Source organism: Amphritea opalescens, from assembly GCF_003957515.1.
GTDB lineage: Bacteria > Pseudomonadota > Gammaproteobacteria > Pseudomonadales > Balneatricaceae > Amphritea > Amphritea opalescens.
Map to the genome: position 1 here is coordinate 190,693 of NZ_RQXW01000001.1, position 14,972 is coordinate 205,664.

At 48.3% G+C, this 14,972-nt stretch carries 17 protein-coding genes; 13 read left to right on the forward strand and 4 right to left on the reverse strand.

All coding sequences use genetic code 11. From position 1 onward, the window contains the following. Window positions 1-104 precede the first annotated feature (104 nt). Complete coding sequence (htpG, locus tag EH243_RS00805) at window positions 105-2,012, forward strand: molecular chaperone HtpG (RefSeq protein WP_126156730.1); 1,908 nt, start codon at window positions 105-107, stop codon at window positions 2,010-2,012. Window positions 2,013-2,568: 556 nt separating this feature from the next. Here the strand turns inward: htpG and EH243_RS00810 are convergent. Further along, window positions 2,569-3,897: a hypothetical protein gene (locus EH243_RS00810; RefSeq protein ID WP_126156731.1), complete on the reverse strand. Its 1,329-nt coding sequence runs from the start codon at window positions 3,895-3,897 to the stop codon at window positions 2,569-2,571. Between the two features lie 153 nt (window positions 3,898-4,050). Here EH243_RS00810 and hpaH point away from each other — a divergent pair, with 153 nt between their 5' ends. From hpaH to EH243_RS18835, 8 genes are all read left to right on the forward strand, one after another. Next, the gene (gene hpaH / locus EH243_RS00815) at window positions 4,051-4,854 is read left to right on the forward strand and encodes a 2-oxo-hept-4-ene-1,7-dioate hydratase (RefSeq protein ID WP_126156732.1); all 804 of its coding nucleotides are present in this window, start codon (window positions 4,051-4,053) and stop codon (window positions 4,852-4,854) included. 13 nt (window positions 4,855-4,867) lie between these two features. Then, the gene (hpaI, locus tag EH243_RS00820) at window positions 4,868-5,686 is read left to right on the forward strand and encodes a 4-hydroxy-2-oxoheptanedioate aldolase (protein ID WP_126156733.1); all 819 of its coding nucleotides are present in this window, start codon (window positions 4,868-4,870) and stop codon (window positions 5,684-5,686) included. Between the two features lie 16 nt (window positions 5,687-5,702). Beyond that, window positions 5,703-6,344: a fumarylacetoacetate hydrolase family protein gene (locus EH243_RS00825; RefSeq protein ID WP_126156734.1), complete on the forward strand. Its 642-nt coding sequence runs from the start codon at window positions 5,703-5,705 to the stop codon at window positions 6,342-6,344. 14 nt (window positions 6,345-6,358) lie between these two features. Then, a complete protein-coding gene (locus EH243_RS00830) occupies window positions 6,359-7,144 on the forward strand; it encodes a fumarylacetoacetate hydrolase family protein (protein ID WP_126156735.1) in 786 nt (261 codons plus the stop codon). Window positions 7,145-7,155: 11 nt separating this feature from the next. After that, window positions 7,156-8,676 carry a 5-carboxymethyl-2-hydroxymuconate semialdehyde dehydrogenase gene (gene hpaE / locus EH243_RS00835; protein ID WP_126156736.1) on the forward strand — a complete coding sequence of 507 codons (1,521 nt, stop codon included), beginning with the start codon at window positions 7,156-7,158 and terminating at the stop codon, window positions 8,674-8,676. A 138-nt stretch (window positions 8,677-8,814) separates the two neighbouring features. After that, window positions 8,815-9,204, forward strand: coding sequence for a 5-carboxymethyl-2-hydroxymuconate Delta-isomerase (locus EH243_RS00840; RefSeq protein ID WP_126156737.1), 390 nt, complete (start codon window positions 8,815-8,817; stop codon window positions 9,202-9,204). 258 nt (window positions 9,205-9,462) lie between these two features. Continuing rightward, the gene (locus EH243_RS18830) at window positions 9,463-9,588 is read left to right on the forward strand and encodes a DUF6434 domain-containing protein (RefSeq protein ID WP_420897525.1); all 126 of its coding nucleotides are present in this window, start codon (window positions 9,463-9,465) and stop codon (window positions 9,586-9,588) included. Further along, window positions 9,539-9,679, forward strand: coding sequence for a DUF6434 domain-containing protein (locus EH243_RS18835; RefSeq protein ID WP_420897526.1), 141 nt, complete (start codon window positions 9,539-9,541; stop codon window positions 9,677-9,679). The genes EH243_RS18830 and EH243_RS18835 overlap by 50 nt, the downstream gene beginning before the upstream one ends. Window positions 9,680-9,872: 193 nt before the next feature. Here the strand turns inward: EH243_RS18835 and EH243_RS00850 are convergent, their stop codons facing one another. Both EH243_RS00850 and EH243_RS00855 read right to left on the reverse strand, forming a co-directional pair. Continuing rightward, window positions 9,873-10,541, reverse strand: a complete 669-nt coding sequence (locus tag EH243_RS00850) for a cupin domain-containing protein (RefSeq protein ID WP_126156738.1) — start codon at window positions 10,539-10,541, stop codon at window positions 9,873-9,875. 26 nt (window positions 10,542-10,567) lie between these two features. Beyond that, window positions 10,568-11,341, reverse strand: coding sequence for an SDR family NAD(P)-dependent oxidoreductase (locus EH243_RS00855; RefSeq protein WP_126156739.1), 774 nt, complete (start codon window positions 11,339-11,341; stop codon window positions 10,568-10,570). Window positions 11,342-11,447: 106 nt separating this feature from the next. Here EH243_RS00855 and EH243_RS00860 point away from each other — a divergent pair, with 106 nt between their 5' ends. Together EH243_RS00860 and EH243_RS00865 are read left to right on the forward strand one after the other, a co-directional pair. Then, window positions 11,448-11,789, forward strand: a complete 342-nt coding sequence (locus EH243_RS00860; protein WP_126156740.1) for a winged helix-turn-helix transcriptional regulator — start codon at window positions 11,448-11,450, stop codon at window positions 11,787-11,789. Between the two features lie 158 nt (window positions 11,790-11,947). After that, window positions 11,948-12,574, forward strand: coding sequence for a DUF2238 domain-containing protein (locus tag EH243_RS00865; RefSeq protein ID WP_126156741.1), 627 nt, complete (start codon window positions 11,948-11,950; stop codon window positions 12,572-12,574). 197 nt (window positions 12,575-12,771) lie between these two features. On the opposite strand, the gene EH243_RS00870 is transcribed toward EH243_RS00865, so the two are convergent. Continuing rightward, the gene (locus EH243_RS00870) at window positions 12,772-13,644 is read right to left on the reverse strand and encodes a carboxylate/amino acid/amine transporter (protein WP_126156742.1); all 873 of its coding nucleotides are present in this window, start codon (window positions 13,642-13,644) and stop codon (window positions 12,772-12,774) included. Window positions 13,645-14,126: 482 nt separating this feature from the next. Here EH243_RS00870 and EH243_RS00875 point away from each other — a divergent pair, with 482 nt between their 5' ends. Together EH243_RS00875 and EH243_RS00880 are read left to right on the forward strand one after the other, a co-directional pair. Next, window positions 14,127-14,588 carry a hypothetical protein gene (locus EH243_RS00875; RefSeq protein ID WP_126156743.1) on the forward strand — a complete coding sequence of 154 codons (462 nt, stop codon included), beginning with the start codon at window positions 14,127-14,129 and terminating at the stop codon, window positions 14,586-14,588. Continuing rightward, complete coding sequence (locus tag EH243_RS00880; RefSeq protein WP_126156744.1) at window positions 14,581-14,907, forward strand: hypothetical protein; 327 nt, start codon at window positions 14,581-14,583, stop codon at window positions 14,905-14,907. Before EH243_RS00875 ends, EH243_RS00880 begins: the two co-directional genes overlap by 8 nt. The last annotated feature ends 65 nt before the right edge of the window (window positions 14,908-14,972 follow it).

Here is a 14,972-nt window from a genome sequence, read left to right on the forward strand (position 1 = left end):
TATTTTCCGGCCCCTTGAAAAGAAAGGGGCTGGCCCCATCTTTAGGTTCAACGGTTTTCGTTTTAACAGTAAATCTTTGTAACAGTAAGATTGGGAATTGATAGATGAGCACAGAAACTCAGCAGGAAACACTTGGCTTTCAAACTGAAGTGAAGCAATTGCTTCACCTGATGATTCATTCTTTGTATTCAAACAAAGAGATCTTTCTACGTGAGTTGATTTCCAATGCTTCCGATGCCGCCGATAAGCTGCGCTTCGAAGCATTGTCGAATAATGATTTATATGAAGGTGATGGCGATCTGCGTATCCGTATCTCCTTCGATAAAGACGCTAATACCGTAACCATCGATGATAATGGTCTGGGTATGAATCGTCAGGATGTTATCGAGCATCTGGGTACGATTGCTAAATCAGGTACTTCTCAGTTCCTGAATGAACTGAGTGGCGATCAGAAGAAAGATTCGCAACTCATCGGCCAGTTCGGGGTGGGCTTCTATTCGGCGTTCATCGTCGCTAAAGAGGTTGAAGTTATTACCCGTAAAGCGGGCGAGCCTATCTCTGAGGGCGTCCACTGGGTGTCTCAGGGCGAAGGTGAATTCACCGTGGGCGGTGTTGAAAAAGCTCAGCGCGGTACCACCATTATTCTGCATCTGAAAGATGAAGAAAATGAATTCTCCGACGGCTTCCGTCTACGCAACCTCGTCCGTAAGTATTCTGATCATATTTCACTACCAGTGATCATGCAGAAAGAGCCAGAGCCGGTTGAAGAGGGTGAAGAGCCTAAGGCGCCTGAAGATGAAACCGTTAACTCGGCTACTGCTCTGTGGACACGTCCTAAAAGTGAGATCACTGACGACGAGTTTAAAGAGTTCTACAAGCATATCTCCCACGACTTCCAAGATCCGATGAAGTGGAGCCATAACCGGGTTGAAGGTAAGCTTGATTACACCAGCCTGCTTTATGTGCCAGCGCATGCGCCTTACGATCTGTGGAACCGTGATACTCCGCGTGGCCTAAAACTCTACGTGCAACGGGTCTTTATCATGGATCAGGCGGACCAGTTCCTGCCGATGTACCTGCGCTTTATTAAAGGTGTCGTCGATACTAGCGATCTGTCACTCAACGTTTCCCGTGAAATCCTGCAGCAAGACCCTGTGGTTGATAAGCTGAAAGCTCAACTGACAAAACGTTCACTGGATATGCTGGGTAAACTGGCTAAAAACGATCCTGAACAGTATGCGAAGTTCTGGACCGAGTTCGGCGAAGTGCTGAAAGAGGGCCCTGCAGAAGATCAGGCTAACCGTGAAACAGTGCTGAAGCTGTTGCGTTTTGCCTCGACTCACAATGATTCTTCTGAGCAAAGTGTCTCACTGGATGATTATGTGTCCCGTATGCAGGAAGGTCAGGAGAAGATCTACTACGCGGTAGCCGATAACTACAATACAGCTAAGCACAGCCCACACCTTGAGATCTTCCGTAAGAAGGGTATCGAAGTGTTGCTGATGTCTGATCGTGTTGATGAGTGGCTGATGAGTCAGTTGTTCGACTTCGAAGGTAAGTCCTTCCAGGATGTCAGCAAAGGCGAACTGGATCTGGGTGAAACCGAAAACGAAGAAGAGAAAAAAGCTCAGGAAGAAACGGCTAAAGAGATGGAAGGTCTGACCGAACGTCTTAAAAACAGCCTTGAGCAGCAGGTGAGTGAAGTACGTATTACTCACCGTCTGACAGACTCGCCTGCCTGTGTAGTACTGGGGGCTTATGATATGGGTCTGCAGATGCGTAAGATCATGGAAGCAGCGGGTCAAGCTGTGCCTGAGAGCAAGCCAATCTTTGAGATCAACCCAGAGCACCCTTTGATCAATAAGCTGGATAACGAAGCCGATGAAGATCGTTTCGGTGAACTGGCCTTAGTGGTCTTTGAGCAGGCTCAATTAGCGGCGGGTGGTCAGTTAGATGATCCTGCGGCATACGTTAATCGTTTGAACAAGTTGCTGCTTAATCTGATTAACTAAGCGGTTTTACTGATATTAAAGGCGGCCATTGGTCGCCTTTTTTTGTGTCTGTCATACGGGTATGAGCAGTGGGTTATATTAAAAAATAAGCAGTGTAATTTTTTAAAATCAAATACTTAAGGATTATAGTTAATCTAAAATATTATCATTGGTCGGGCAGGCGTGTATGAAATATTTTACAGTCTGAACCCGTATCTAAGCGCTGAAGCTATCTTGGCTGGCAGGTCTTGTACGCTGTTTTAACGGAGTCGTTAGTCAGCGTTCGATGAGTGAGGTGCTGATCGGCTGTGGTAAGCAGGTAGTTCAATAAACGGATGATCTACCCATCGAGTCGGCAGACGATCGCTAAGAAGTCACCGGTCGACACGAAGTTGCTATCGCGGTTTCGCACAGCGCCTTCAGGTTAAAACCGCTGAATGCTTTAGCCTATAAACCCTTATTAGTGAATGCTGCTTGGTTTGTTGGTTGGTTGGTTGGTTGGTCGGTCGGTCCGTCAGCTCGTCGCGTAGTTGTTCGCCACAGCGGATGCTATGCAGTGGAGAGCGCCGCCGAGCGGTTAGTGTATGCCCATCGCTTCCATAAGATAGATAATGCCGCAGCCGGTGGCCAGCATAACGAGGTTATACGGCAGCTGATTTTGGATAATCTCGCCATCGGTGGCATTAAAACGAGATTTCATAATAAAGTTGAGGCCGCTGAAGGTACTGCCGGACATTGCCAATGAGGTGCCGAGTACATAGGCAATGGCCATCAGGTTGGGGGTGACGGTGATATCCGCCAGTAGGCCGGCGAAAATCGCGACCAACGCCAGTTGATGAATACCCAGATAAGCGAGTCCGACAATCATCAGCAGTACCAATGAAGCTACCCCTGCATCGGTTTGGGTAAAGGGCAGGCTGATGAGTCCCACCCCGATGCAGGCTTTAACACCCGCGGCGAGCACACCCGCACTCATAAATAGGCTGATCTCTGCACGGCTTTCCGATAGTTTTTCACTCACATGGACCGACAACTTGCGACCGGCTGAGCGGGGATTCGATAACACCAGCATTAATAGAATGGGTACCACCATCGATAACAGGGATACCAGAAAAACCGTGGGCAGTTGAGGCATCTGCCAGCTGAGCAGTAGAATCAGCGCAATCAGTATAACCGGCAGCGCTAAGGTTTCGGTTTTGAGGGGGTATCCGGAAAAACCTTGTAATGCGCTCGCAGATCGAAAACGGGCTTCGATCACGCTCAGTAGTAAGCCGATCACGGCCAGTGTAATCGCAAAGGGGTACACTTGGGCTAAATCGACGCCGGGTACCTGTTCCAGTACCAGCGGCAATAAGCTGAGAAAGGGAGACCAGAGCACCGCCATCCCAAAACCGCGACTGAGCACCAACTGAGAGAGCTGATCGATACCCTGTTTATGTTTGATCTGATCGCCCACAATGATCACCGATGAAAAGTTGGCCACTGAAGAGAAGAAGTGCATGCCCAGAAGGGTCGTGATAAAGCTGTGTAGCCCCGGTTTGCTAACCTCGCAACCCACCCGGCTAGCCATGCCGATAAAGCTGATAGAGGTCAGTAGCATGGCGAGTTTGAGGTGCTCGCCAAATAAGGTTTGCAGTGACACATCCGCGCCTTGGCTCCAGGCTAATAGGGCGGCGGCGATACCGATGATGAACAGGGTTAAAATCTGTTTACGCTGCTTCGGTTTGAGGCGCGGGATCTCGATGGCAATATAGAGCCAGCAAAGTAGTGTGGCTAACCCAGCCAAGCCCAGCGGGAGTACAATGTTCAGAAGGGTGAGTAGGCACATGGTTAGTGCCAGTACGCCCGCTATTTTGGCCCCCGGCCAGTGGTTGATCATCTTTTGTGCGATCTGATGAGAGGTCATTGCGTGCCTATAAGCAAAAAAAACAGTGGAAATTAGTTAATATATTAATTATATTATTGGCATATGGTAATCGCTACCTTTGAATAGGTAAATGGGCAAGCAGGTGTTTTGCTACGAAGATTGCAGAAGACAACGCTAAGACGGAAATCAGAAATGTTAACAGAACAACAGATAAAAATAGCGGCCGAGAAGCTTTATCAGGCAGAGAAAGATTGTACTCAGATCCCTGCACTGACGCTTGAACATCCTGATATGACCATGGATGACGCTTATGCCATACAGAAGACCTGGGTTGATCAGAAGATCGCCAACGGTGCAAAAGTAAAGGGTTATAAAATCGGTCTTACTTCACGCGCTATGCAGATGGCGGTGAATATCAATCAGCCCGATTACGGTGTGTTGTTGGATGATATGTTCTTCGCCGATGGTGCTGAGATTAAAGCATCTGATTTCCCAGATCCACGCATTGAGGTCGAACTAGCGTTCGTCCTTAAAGATCGCTTAGAAGGCGACGATATCACTATTTTTGATGTATTGAATGCGACCGATTATGTTATTCCATCGTTGGAGTTGATCGCGGCTCGCTGTCATCGTACTGACCCTGAAACCGGTTATACCCGTAAGGTGTACGATACTATCGCCGATAACGCTGCGAATGCGGGTATTGTACTCGGTGGTCGTCCGATTAAACCGATGGATATTGACCTTCGTTGGGCCGGCGCGCTGTTATACTTGAATGGTCAGATTGAAGAAACAGGTCTTGCTGCCGGTGTCTTGGGCCATCCTGCCAACGGTATCTGCTGGGTGTGTAAACGCTTTGCACCTCATGGGGTTGCGTTAGAACCAGGTCAAGTGGTGCTGGCAGGGTCATTTACCCGTCCGGTATCCGTAAAAGCGGGTGACACTATTCATGCAGATTACGGCCCACTGGGCGGTATCTCTGTGAAATTCGTATAAGTAAGAGGACGTTATGGAACTTCCTGTAAATAAATTCAAGCAGGGCCTCAAAGGCGATAAGCCGATGTGGGGCCTGTGGCTCGGTCTGCCCGATGCCAGCTGTGCCGAGATTGTTGCCGGTGCTGGGTTTGATTGGCTGCTGATCGATAGTGAGCATGCGCCGTTTGAACTGGGCTCAACCATGCGTCACCTGCAAGCGATTGCACCCTATGGTGTGCCGGCGATTGTCCGTCCTGAAGAGGGCCGTACAGCGCTGCTGAAACGTATTTTGGATATCGGTGCTCAAACGATACTGGTGCCGATGTGTGATACCGCTGAACAGGCCCGTGAGCTGGTTAAAGCGGTTAAATACCCACCCCAAGGCATCCGTGGCCTTGGTAGTTCGTTGGCCCGTGCGGCTAACTGGAACCGTATTCCGGGCTATCTGCAGAAAGCTAACGATGAGATCTGTTTAGTGGTGCAGGCCGAAACAGTGACGGCGATGGCTAACTTAGCCGAAATTGCGGCGGTTGATGGTGTCGATGCGGTCTTTATCGGCCCCTCTGACCTGTCAGCCTCAATGGGGCATATTGGCAATCCCGATCATCCCGAGGTTGTGGCTGCGATCGAACAAGGTTTCGAGATTATCAATGCGGCGGGCAAAGCCGCTGGGTTGCTCTGTATTAATCAGGCTAAAGCGCAACACTATGTTGCTAAGGGCGCTAAGTTTGTTGGCGTCGGTGTGGATACGCTCTTACTCAGTAATGCAGCGAAGCAGTTAGCTGAAAGCTTTAAGTCCGGTGACGCCGAGTCTCAAGGACAAGCTGACGCATCTCAGTCCAGCGGATATTAATTTTAGGTAGAGAGTTATGAGTAATAATCCAATCGTTAAAGGTAAATTGGTTTGTGTTGCACTGAACGATTCAGAGCAATTCAACGCCATGCAAGCCGAGTTTGCAGAAGCGCCTTATAAAGGTGCCCCAACGCAGCCCGTACTTTATTTCAAACCCCATAATACTTGGAGCACTGACGGTGCTGTTGTTGAGTGGGCTGATGGTGCTGATAGCATGGTGGTCGGTGCATCACTGGCGGTGGTGTTTGGTAAAGAGTGTTGCCGTGTCAGTCAGGCCGAAGCACTGGACTATGTAGAAGGTTATACGCTGGTTCATGACTTTTCATTGGTCGAGCAAAACTACTACCGTCCGGATATTAAAGGTAAGTGCCTAGATACTTCGGCGCCTATCGGTGCGGCTGTCGTGGCGGTTGAAGATCCGCAAGCGCTGACCGTGGTTACCTCGGTTAACGGCACGGTGGTTAATGAAACACCGGTTTCTCAGTTGGTACGAGGCGTGGCTGAACTGATCAGCACCATCTCTTACATCATGACGCTGCAACCGGGTGATGTGATCGCCGTTGGCTTCCCAGGGCAGCGTGCTCCGGTAGCGAAAGGTGACAAGGTTTGTTCGGTCATTGCCGGCGTTACAGAACTGAACAACACACTTGGCGAATAAGGGGATCATTCGAAATGAAACACGCACGCGTACTTTTTAATGGCTCCGAGCTAGATGTAACGGTTGAAGATTCTTTTGCTGAAACCGGTCTGTTGAAATCAAAAACAGATGGTCAGCTTATCAATGAAACCGATGTTACTTGGTTATCACCGATCAAAGAGCCGGGCACTATTTTTGCCTTGGGTCTTAACTATGCGGATCACGCCGCTGAATTGGCGTTTGAGCCACCGAAAGAGCCATTGGTATTCCTGAAAGGAGCCAATACGCTCACCGGACACAAACAAAACGCTTACCGTCCCGATAACATCAAGTTCCAACACTATGAGTGTGAACTGGTGGCGGTGATCGGTAAAGAGGGCAAGAATATCGCCCGTGAAGATGCCATGGATTACATTGCCGGTTATACCGTGTGTAATGACTTCGCCATCCGTGACTATCTGGAAAACTACTACCGTCCTAACCTGCGGGTTAAGAGTCGCGACTCACTTTGCCCCATCGGCCCTTGGTTGATCGACAAAGATGATGTTGGTGATATCAGTAACCTGAAACTGACCACCCATGTAAATGGTGAGCTTACACAGGAAGGCACCACCGCGGACATCATTTTTGATGTGCCTTTCTTGGTGGAATACCTGAGCAAGATCATGACCTTGAAGCCCGGCGATATGATTGCCACCGGCACCCCGAAAGGTCTGAAAGATATGCAGCCTGGTGACACGGTTGTCTGTGAAATTGAGAAAGTAGGGGCTTTGGTAACGAATATCGTTTCAGAGCAAGAGTTCTACGGCGACAAGTATTGAGGGATAAATTGATGAGTGCACAACTACAAGAAAACATCGCAAAAGCAGAAGGCTATCTAGCACGTTTTAAAGAGAACACGCTGGGCCATTTCATCAACGGTGAATGGACGCTGGGTAGCGGTGAAACCTTTGATAACACGACGCCGTTAGATCAAAGCTATCTGGGTAAAGTCGCTGCCGCATCTGTTGAAGATGTGAATGCTGCCTGTGAAGCGGCCGCTGCCGCTGCAGCTGGCTGGGCGGCAACACCGGGTGCCGAGCGTCGTAAGATTCTGCATCGTTTAGGTGATGAGCTAGAAAAACGCGCTGAAGAGATCGCCATGGTTGAATCAATGGACTGTGGTCAGGCGCTACGCTTTATGCGTCAGGCGGCGGTGCGTGGTGCGGCTAACTTCCGTTTCTTTGCTGACCAAGCTCCTGAAGCCCGCAATGGCCTGTCGCTGCATCAAGCAGAACACACCAACTTCACCGTGCGTAGCCCACTCGGCCCTGTTGCCGTCATCACGCCGTGGAATACGCCGTTCATGCTGTCTACTTGGAAGATCGCGCCAGCACTGGCATCCGGTTGTACCGTGGTACACAAACCTGCTGAACTGAGCCCGCTGACCGCCTCTATTTTGGCCGAATGTGCCGATGCTGCCGGTTTACCAAAAGGTGTTTGGAACATGGTTAACGGCTTTGGTGCTGTTGCCGGTAAAGCGTTGACCGAACACCCTGCGATTAAAGCTGTCGCCTTGGTGGGTGATTCTGCCACCGGTAAGATGATTCAAGCACAAACCGCACAAACCCTGAAGCGCTTGCACCTAGAGTTGGGTGGTAAGAACCCTGTTATCGTGTTTGATGATGCGGATTTTGAACGTGCCCTTGATGCGACTGTGTTCATGATCTACAGCCTCAATGGTCAGCGTTGCACTAGCTCTAGCCGTTTGTTGATTCAGAGCGGAATCAAAGACAAGTTCTTAGCCGCCCTGAAAGAGCGTGTTGCCAACATTAAAGTCGGCCACCCACTGGACCCTGAAACTGAAGTGGGTCCGCTGGTACATACCGGTCACTACGATAAAGTGACTAGCTACTTTGAAATCGCTAAGCAGGATGGCGCTACCATTGCTGTTGGTGGTAAGTCACTGCGCGATGAGATGGGCCCGGGTAACTACGTGACACCAACGCTGTTTGTTGATGCTAAGAACGATATGCGTATCGCACAGGAAGAGATCTTTGGTCCGGTACTGACCGCGATTGAGTTCGATACTGAAGAAGAAGCGATCAAGCTGGCTAACGAAACCGTTTACGGTCTGGCCGGTTATATCTGGACGAGCAACACTGGTCGTGCCATGCGCATGGCGCACGCCGTTGAAGCCGGTATGCTGTGGGTTAACTCTGAAAACAACCGAAACCTGCCATCGCCTTTCGGTGGTGTGAAAATGTCTGGTATCGGTCGTGACGGTGGTGATTGGAGCTTTGATTTCTATATGGAAACCAAAAACGTCTGTATCGCCCATGACACTCATAAGGTGCCTGTGCTTGGTCGTTAAGCGAAACCCTTAAGCCCTTGAAAAAGGGCATTGAGAACAACAGCTGGCTTAGATAAATTCTTGGCCAGCTGTTCTGTTTCCAGCCTATGCTCAGCGTGCAAAAGCACATGAAAACCGAATGCTCAATCGGAGTTTGTTATGCCACATTTTATTATGGAATACTCAGCTAATCTGGATGACGATCTAGATATTCCAGCCCTGTTTGAAAAGCTCAATGACACCGCTATTGCGACCGGCGTTTTCCCTATCGGTGGTATCCGCACTCGGGCTGTCCGTTGCGAATTCTTCCGCGTAGGAGAAGGTGATCCTGATAATACCTTTGTACACCTCACGGCGAAGGTCGGCTCTGGCCGTTCCCCTGAAGTGTTGAAAGCCGCTTCAGACACCATCTTTGAAACCTTTAGTGCTAGCCTAAAACCGATCTTCGATCGTCGCTGGATGAGCGTTGGTTTTGAGATGATCGAGTTGCACCCCGAGCGCAACTATCGGATGAACAATATCCATAAAAAACTAGCTGATAAAGCTTAAACTGGTTTTGTGAAAGTATTGTAAGACAATCTGCCGGACGTTATGTGCCGGCAGTTTCTATTTTAATAACCGTCAGTTATTGTGCTTTGTTAATCCATTTTCGACAAATAAAGTCATCCTAAGGATTGGTAGCTATCGCTTCTTGCTGAGGTAAATACTGCGTTTAAATCGTTTGGGTTTGCTCATTGCTTTAACTTATGTTGTCGCGACAATCTCTTTGGGTTCCTATGGCTGCGGCGTTGAAGCGAGGGTTTGTTGATGAGTGGTTTTGATTGGCATCCTGATGAAGTGACGGCGGCTACACCGGTCACTAAAACTTACCAGAATACTCAAAATGTTCGTCGTTTTTTGCAAAGCATGTGCGGGGGCCGGTTTCACCTTTAACCGTGCCTTTATGGCTTGGATAAAAGATGGCAAGCCTAAAACGATGGGAGAGGTTGCATTAGAGTGGCAGCGTCGACATCAAACAGAATGAGTCTCGACGCTGGGATTCGCAAAAGTAGCTATCTATCTGGCGTACTCAATCCGCCTTGCTGATCCTGTGGCAGCGTGAGACGGCTCTGGTATGACGCTGCGTTTTTCTCTTCACTCAGTCATACCAAGCTTATCGTTTAAAAAGAGTAATGTGCCGTCACTTCCCGTTGTCCCACTGTTTTTGCGAGAGTGGGTTATCGTAACAAATGGCCCGTCTTGACATAAATTAACGCACCATCTTCTTTGGTAAAGGGGTTATGACGGCTCAGATGTGGGCTTCGCAACCAAGAGCCTTTAGGGTAAGCGCCGTGTTCGTCATGGAAGGTACCCTCTAAAACGAAGATCTCTTCACCTCCCCAATGTTGATGGCTGTTGAACTGTGTATTTGGCGCCCACTTCACTAAAGCAACGTGCTCACCTTCAAATTCATGTAAAGGCATGACCCTGAGTCCATCGACAAGCCCCTGTCGCCAAGGTTGTGTGGTGGTGTGAATCACTTTCTGAACATTATCAGCCTGTTCGAACTGGTGCAGTTTGACAAAAATAACCGCACCTTCTTTGCCTATTTTGGGTGTATGGGATGTACCGATAGGATTGCGAACATAGCTGCCTTGCGGATAGGCTTGGTGTTCATCGGCGAAAACACCGTCTAAAACAAAAAACTCTTCCCCACCCGTATGAAGGTGGGCTGAAAACTCGCTAAAGGGTGCATACCTAACAATAGATGTCGCGCGAGCCACCTCATCACCGATGCGGTCTAACATCATCCGCTCGACACCGGGCATTGGGGATTTCACCCATTGATAATCATCAGGTCGAATCACAACCCGTTGTTCAAAGTTAGCATTGATGCGAGTCGTCATAGAGAGCTCCTGTTAAGTTTGTCGATTTAATTTCTGCCGGCGATGACACCGCCATCCACATCCCAAATAGCACCGGTCACCCAGCTAGCGCTATCCTGCAAAAGAAAGTTGATACAGTTGGCGACATCCTCTGGTACGCCAATACGACCAATGGGATGAAATCCATTAAAGCCAGCGAGTGCGTTATCTAGCTCGGCAGGGTCAATAAAGGTCTCATAAATAGGCGTTTTGACCACCGCCGGTGAAACCGCATTAACGCGAATATTGTGCTCTGCTAATTCCATCGCCATATGCTGAGTGAGGGAGTGCAGGCCTGCTTTTGCCATTGAGTATGCCGACGAGGGTGTTGCTTTAATCGCCTGCTTCGCCCACATCGACCCAATATGAACGATAGAGCCCCCGGTGTGGTTGATCATGTTCTGCGCAACCGCTTGGCTAATAAAAAACGCTGCGCGGTTCATCAGGGCATAAGCGTCATAGTCATCGACTTGGTGATCCATAAAGGGTTTAGGGTTGAAATATCCCGCCGCATTCACAAAGTATTTAATATGTCGCTGTTGCGTATTCAGGAACGCGATAACCCTGTCCACATCCTTTTGTACATAAAGATTGGCTTGAAGCGTGTCTACCCTCGCATTCTCTGTCGCAAGCTGATTCAGCTCGGCTTTGGCTGCGTCTAGTTTATCGTTATTGTTACCGAGTACGATAGTACTGATGCCTTGTGCCACGAGTTGTTTGGCGGTCGATAAACCCATACCGCTAGAGCCTCCAACGATCAGTGCAATTGGTGAATTGTTCATGATTTGTTGCCTTAATCTGTTAATGTGTGCTGATAATTTATCGAACCGTTAGCAGACAAAAAAGTACGTACATATCGGTAAGGTAGGTACTTTTAGGTACATCTTTATGAAAACAAACGACAATAATTTTCAAAGAAAAGTAGCACCCGATAAAAGTGCGCGGATGTTAGAAACCATCTATGGGTGTAAATGGTCGTTAACCGTTTACCAGCTTCTCGATAGCGGCATTAACCGACCCGGTGAAATGGTACGCAATGTCGAAGGCTTGACCACCAAAGTGCTCAACCAGTGCCTACGAAAAAATATAGAATTTGGTATTTTAGAGCGTATTGCTTATAACGAAGTGCCGCCAAGAGTTGAATATAAGGTGACGGGGTTTGGCGGTAAATTTATGCGGATACTCGATGAGATTGAAAAGCTTCAATGTGAAATCGAACAGGACGCTTAGCCGTATCGCCTATTTTCAGATTTCTAACCCTAGAGTGATGAGACTATTATCAATAGCCCAGTTCAAAGCGGATCATCACTTACGATAGGGTGTAAACAAACGAGCGGTAGCGCGGTCATAACGGCAGTTATTTCTGTTCCAAGCACTAAGAGAGAACAATGGTCCTATCAAATCAACGCTATGTAACCCTTTTGTTGCTGCTATTTACTGTTATTTGGACAGTGCTAGCGATTAATCCTTTGTATCGAGATGACTGGCTACTGGAGAACGCCCTCACTGGCATCACCTTGCTCTGTTTAATGATCACTTATCGGCGTATGCCGTTGAGCAACGCATCGTACTCTCTTATTTTTGTGTTCTTGTCCCTGCATACATTAGGTTCCCATTACACCTATGCCGAAGTGCCCTATGAGCAATGGGTGTTTAGGCTCACCGGCGGTTCTTTAAATGACTTGATGCATTGGCAGCGAAATCAGTTTGATCGTCTAGTCCATTTTTTATACGGCTTGTTATTGGTTTACCCTATTCGAGAGGTTGTCATGAAGCTGGCTGAGGTTAAGCCGCGGCTAGGCTATTTTGTGGCGGTGCTGATCGTGATGTCTACCTCGATGCTGTATGAAATTATGGAGTGGGGTGCTGCGGTATATTTTGGTGGTGATCTTGGGGTCTCCTATCTGGGCATTCAAGGTGATACCTGGGATGCGCAAAAAGATATGCTGTTAGCGAGTATCGGTGGGGTAATCGCTGCGCTGTACCTTTGCTGGCAGCCTCGTAAAGGGCGTTAACCTGACGGGCAGCGGATATCGACTGGGGTAAGTTCTTATCGACGGTTGAATATGGCTGAGTTAAAGAGGTTCGGAGGGTGAAGAGGAGACAGTAATAGTGGGTAGTTTATAAACCCCAGAACGATTCAGCGTTACTGGGGTGATGAGGCTGCTTCCACTGGAGGGATGCAGCCGGCTTCGTTACAAGTTTCGTTACATTAGGCCGCTTTCGCCTGTTGAATTCTCTGGTTGAATTTATCGTTGACCACTAACGCTAGCAGGATAATACCGCCACCGATGCTGAGACGTAAAATATCCGCATCCCGGTTCCAGAACAGGACGTTAACCAGGATGCCGGCGGGGATCAGTAGGTTATTGGCAACCGCCAGTGTGCCGACGCTAACCAGTGTTGCACCTTTGTTCCAAGCAAAATATCCCAAGCCAGAAGCGACTATTCCCAAGTAAGTCAAAATAGACCATTGAAGGGTGGTGGTGGGGAGTTTATCTGGATTGCCCAGTATCAGATAACAAGGAATAACCACGGCTAAAGCTCCCATAAAGAACCAACCAAACACAGTACGCTGAGGCAGGTCTGGGCGTTCTTTCGCAATGATACGCTTATAGCCTACTTGGCCTGCGGCGAAGCATAGGTTTGCCCCTTGTACGATGAATAAGCCCTTTAAGAACCCTTCGTCTAACCCTTGATAGCGAATAGTGACCGCGCCAACAACGGCTAATAAGGCACTGATGATAAAGCCAAGATTAAAGCGGCGATCCAATAGGTCATTCAGCAGGGTGATATAGATGGGCGTCATCACGGTGAAGAGTAAGACTTCTGGGACGGATAGGTATAGAAAGGATTGGTAATAAAAGCCATACATAATGCCTAGCTGGAACGCCCCGCAAACCATTAATTGAAGTGCCACCTTTAGCTGGATCTGTCGCAGTTTTAAAAAGGGTAAAAAAATCAGGGTGGCGAGGGCGACACGCATCAGTACAGAAAACCAAGCATCGACTTGCCCTGCAAGATAAACACCGATCAAGCTAAAAGAAAACGCCCACAAAACGGTGACGGCAATAAGCATTGGCATGTGAATCAGTTCCATATGGATAAAGTTGCGCTCAGTTTACCGATTTCTTGAATATGGGTAAATCTGTTTACTCAATTAAATAACAAAGAAGACTGATGGTTGTTTTTTGATCTATGTGATTTGGTGTCATTGAGCAAAATGCAGCGAGTGATGGGTAGCGAATTCAACGTTGACGCGTCGTGATTTCAAGGTGGAGCTATTCGCGCTATTCGTTGCCGATAGTCAGAAGTTGTTGCGGATAGTTACGGATTGTTAGGGATAGTTGCCTATAGTATGAGGGCAGGGTGACGGATTGTGGACTACATTACCTGATAGTCAGTTAGATGATCAGCAAGCGTGAGCCCTAGTGATTCAGGCTTTAATCACACTTCTTGTTGTAGCGAATTGTAGCGAAGCTAGCCGTTTTCACTCGACGGCAGTGGGTATGATGGTAGAAGGCGCTACATGTTTGCGGTTGAATTTCACAGGTTATGGAGAAACGCATGAGTCAAGGATACCGAGCAAGCGTCTATGCAATTTTTTTATTGTTCATGTTATATGGCTGCACGCCACTGATTGGCCCCCATAGCCCTGCGGCTTATGAGAACGCCACTGCGCTCAAGGCTGAGGTGTTAATTACCCTCAGTAAAGCGAACACCCCTTATGTGGATAATGAAACTGCGATTGACGCGATTAAGCTTAAAGCAGAAATGGCTTATGAATTTGTCAAAGGGGTGCCCGGTAGTCAGTTATCGGCTAGGCAGTGGGAGATACTTAAAGACCCCGAAGGTGATCTTTTAGGTAAATTTTTTAAACGCTGGCAGGAGCGGGGAACCCTTTCTAACATTCTTATTCAAGAATATAAGGCGTTAGCGGCGGATGCCTTTGATGAGATCATTTGTTTAGAAGCAAACAAAAAAGAAGCGACCGCTTGTATCGCTGCAGGAGACTCTAATAATGGCTGATTTCGATGATTTTCTAGCGGCGTTAAAAGACAATGCCGCAGTATTAGCACAAGAGACCTTTGATGGTTATGAAGCTCAAGCTAAACAGGATGCCGAGGCCTTTATTGATAAAGCAAAAGCTGACCTGAAGCGCTGGACCAAGCTACTTGCGGACGGTGATATCAACGAGGAAGACTTTAGTGATCTCGTCAATGCTAAAAAGGCGCTGGCCGAAATGTTTGCTCTGCGTCAAGCGGGCCTTTCGCTGATTAAATTGGAAAAATTCCGTAAAGGCTTTATCAACTTAGTGGTGGATACGGCCTTTGAGGTTTTTGTTTAAACTCTCAGTACTCATCTCTTGTTACCCCGCCTTCATGTCCGTCGGTAGGCAGTATCGCTGTCGCC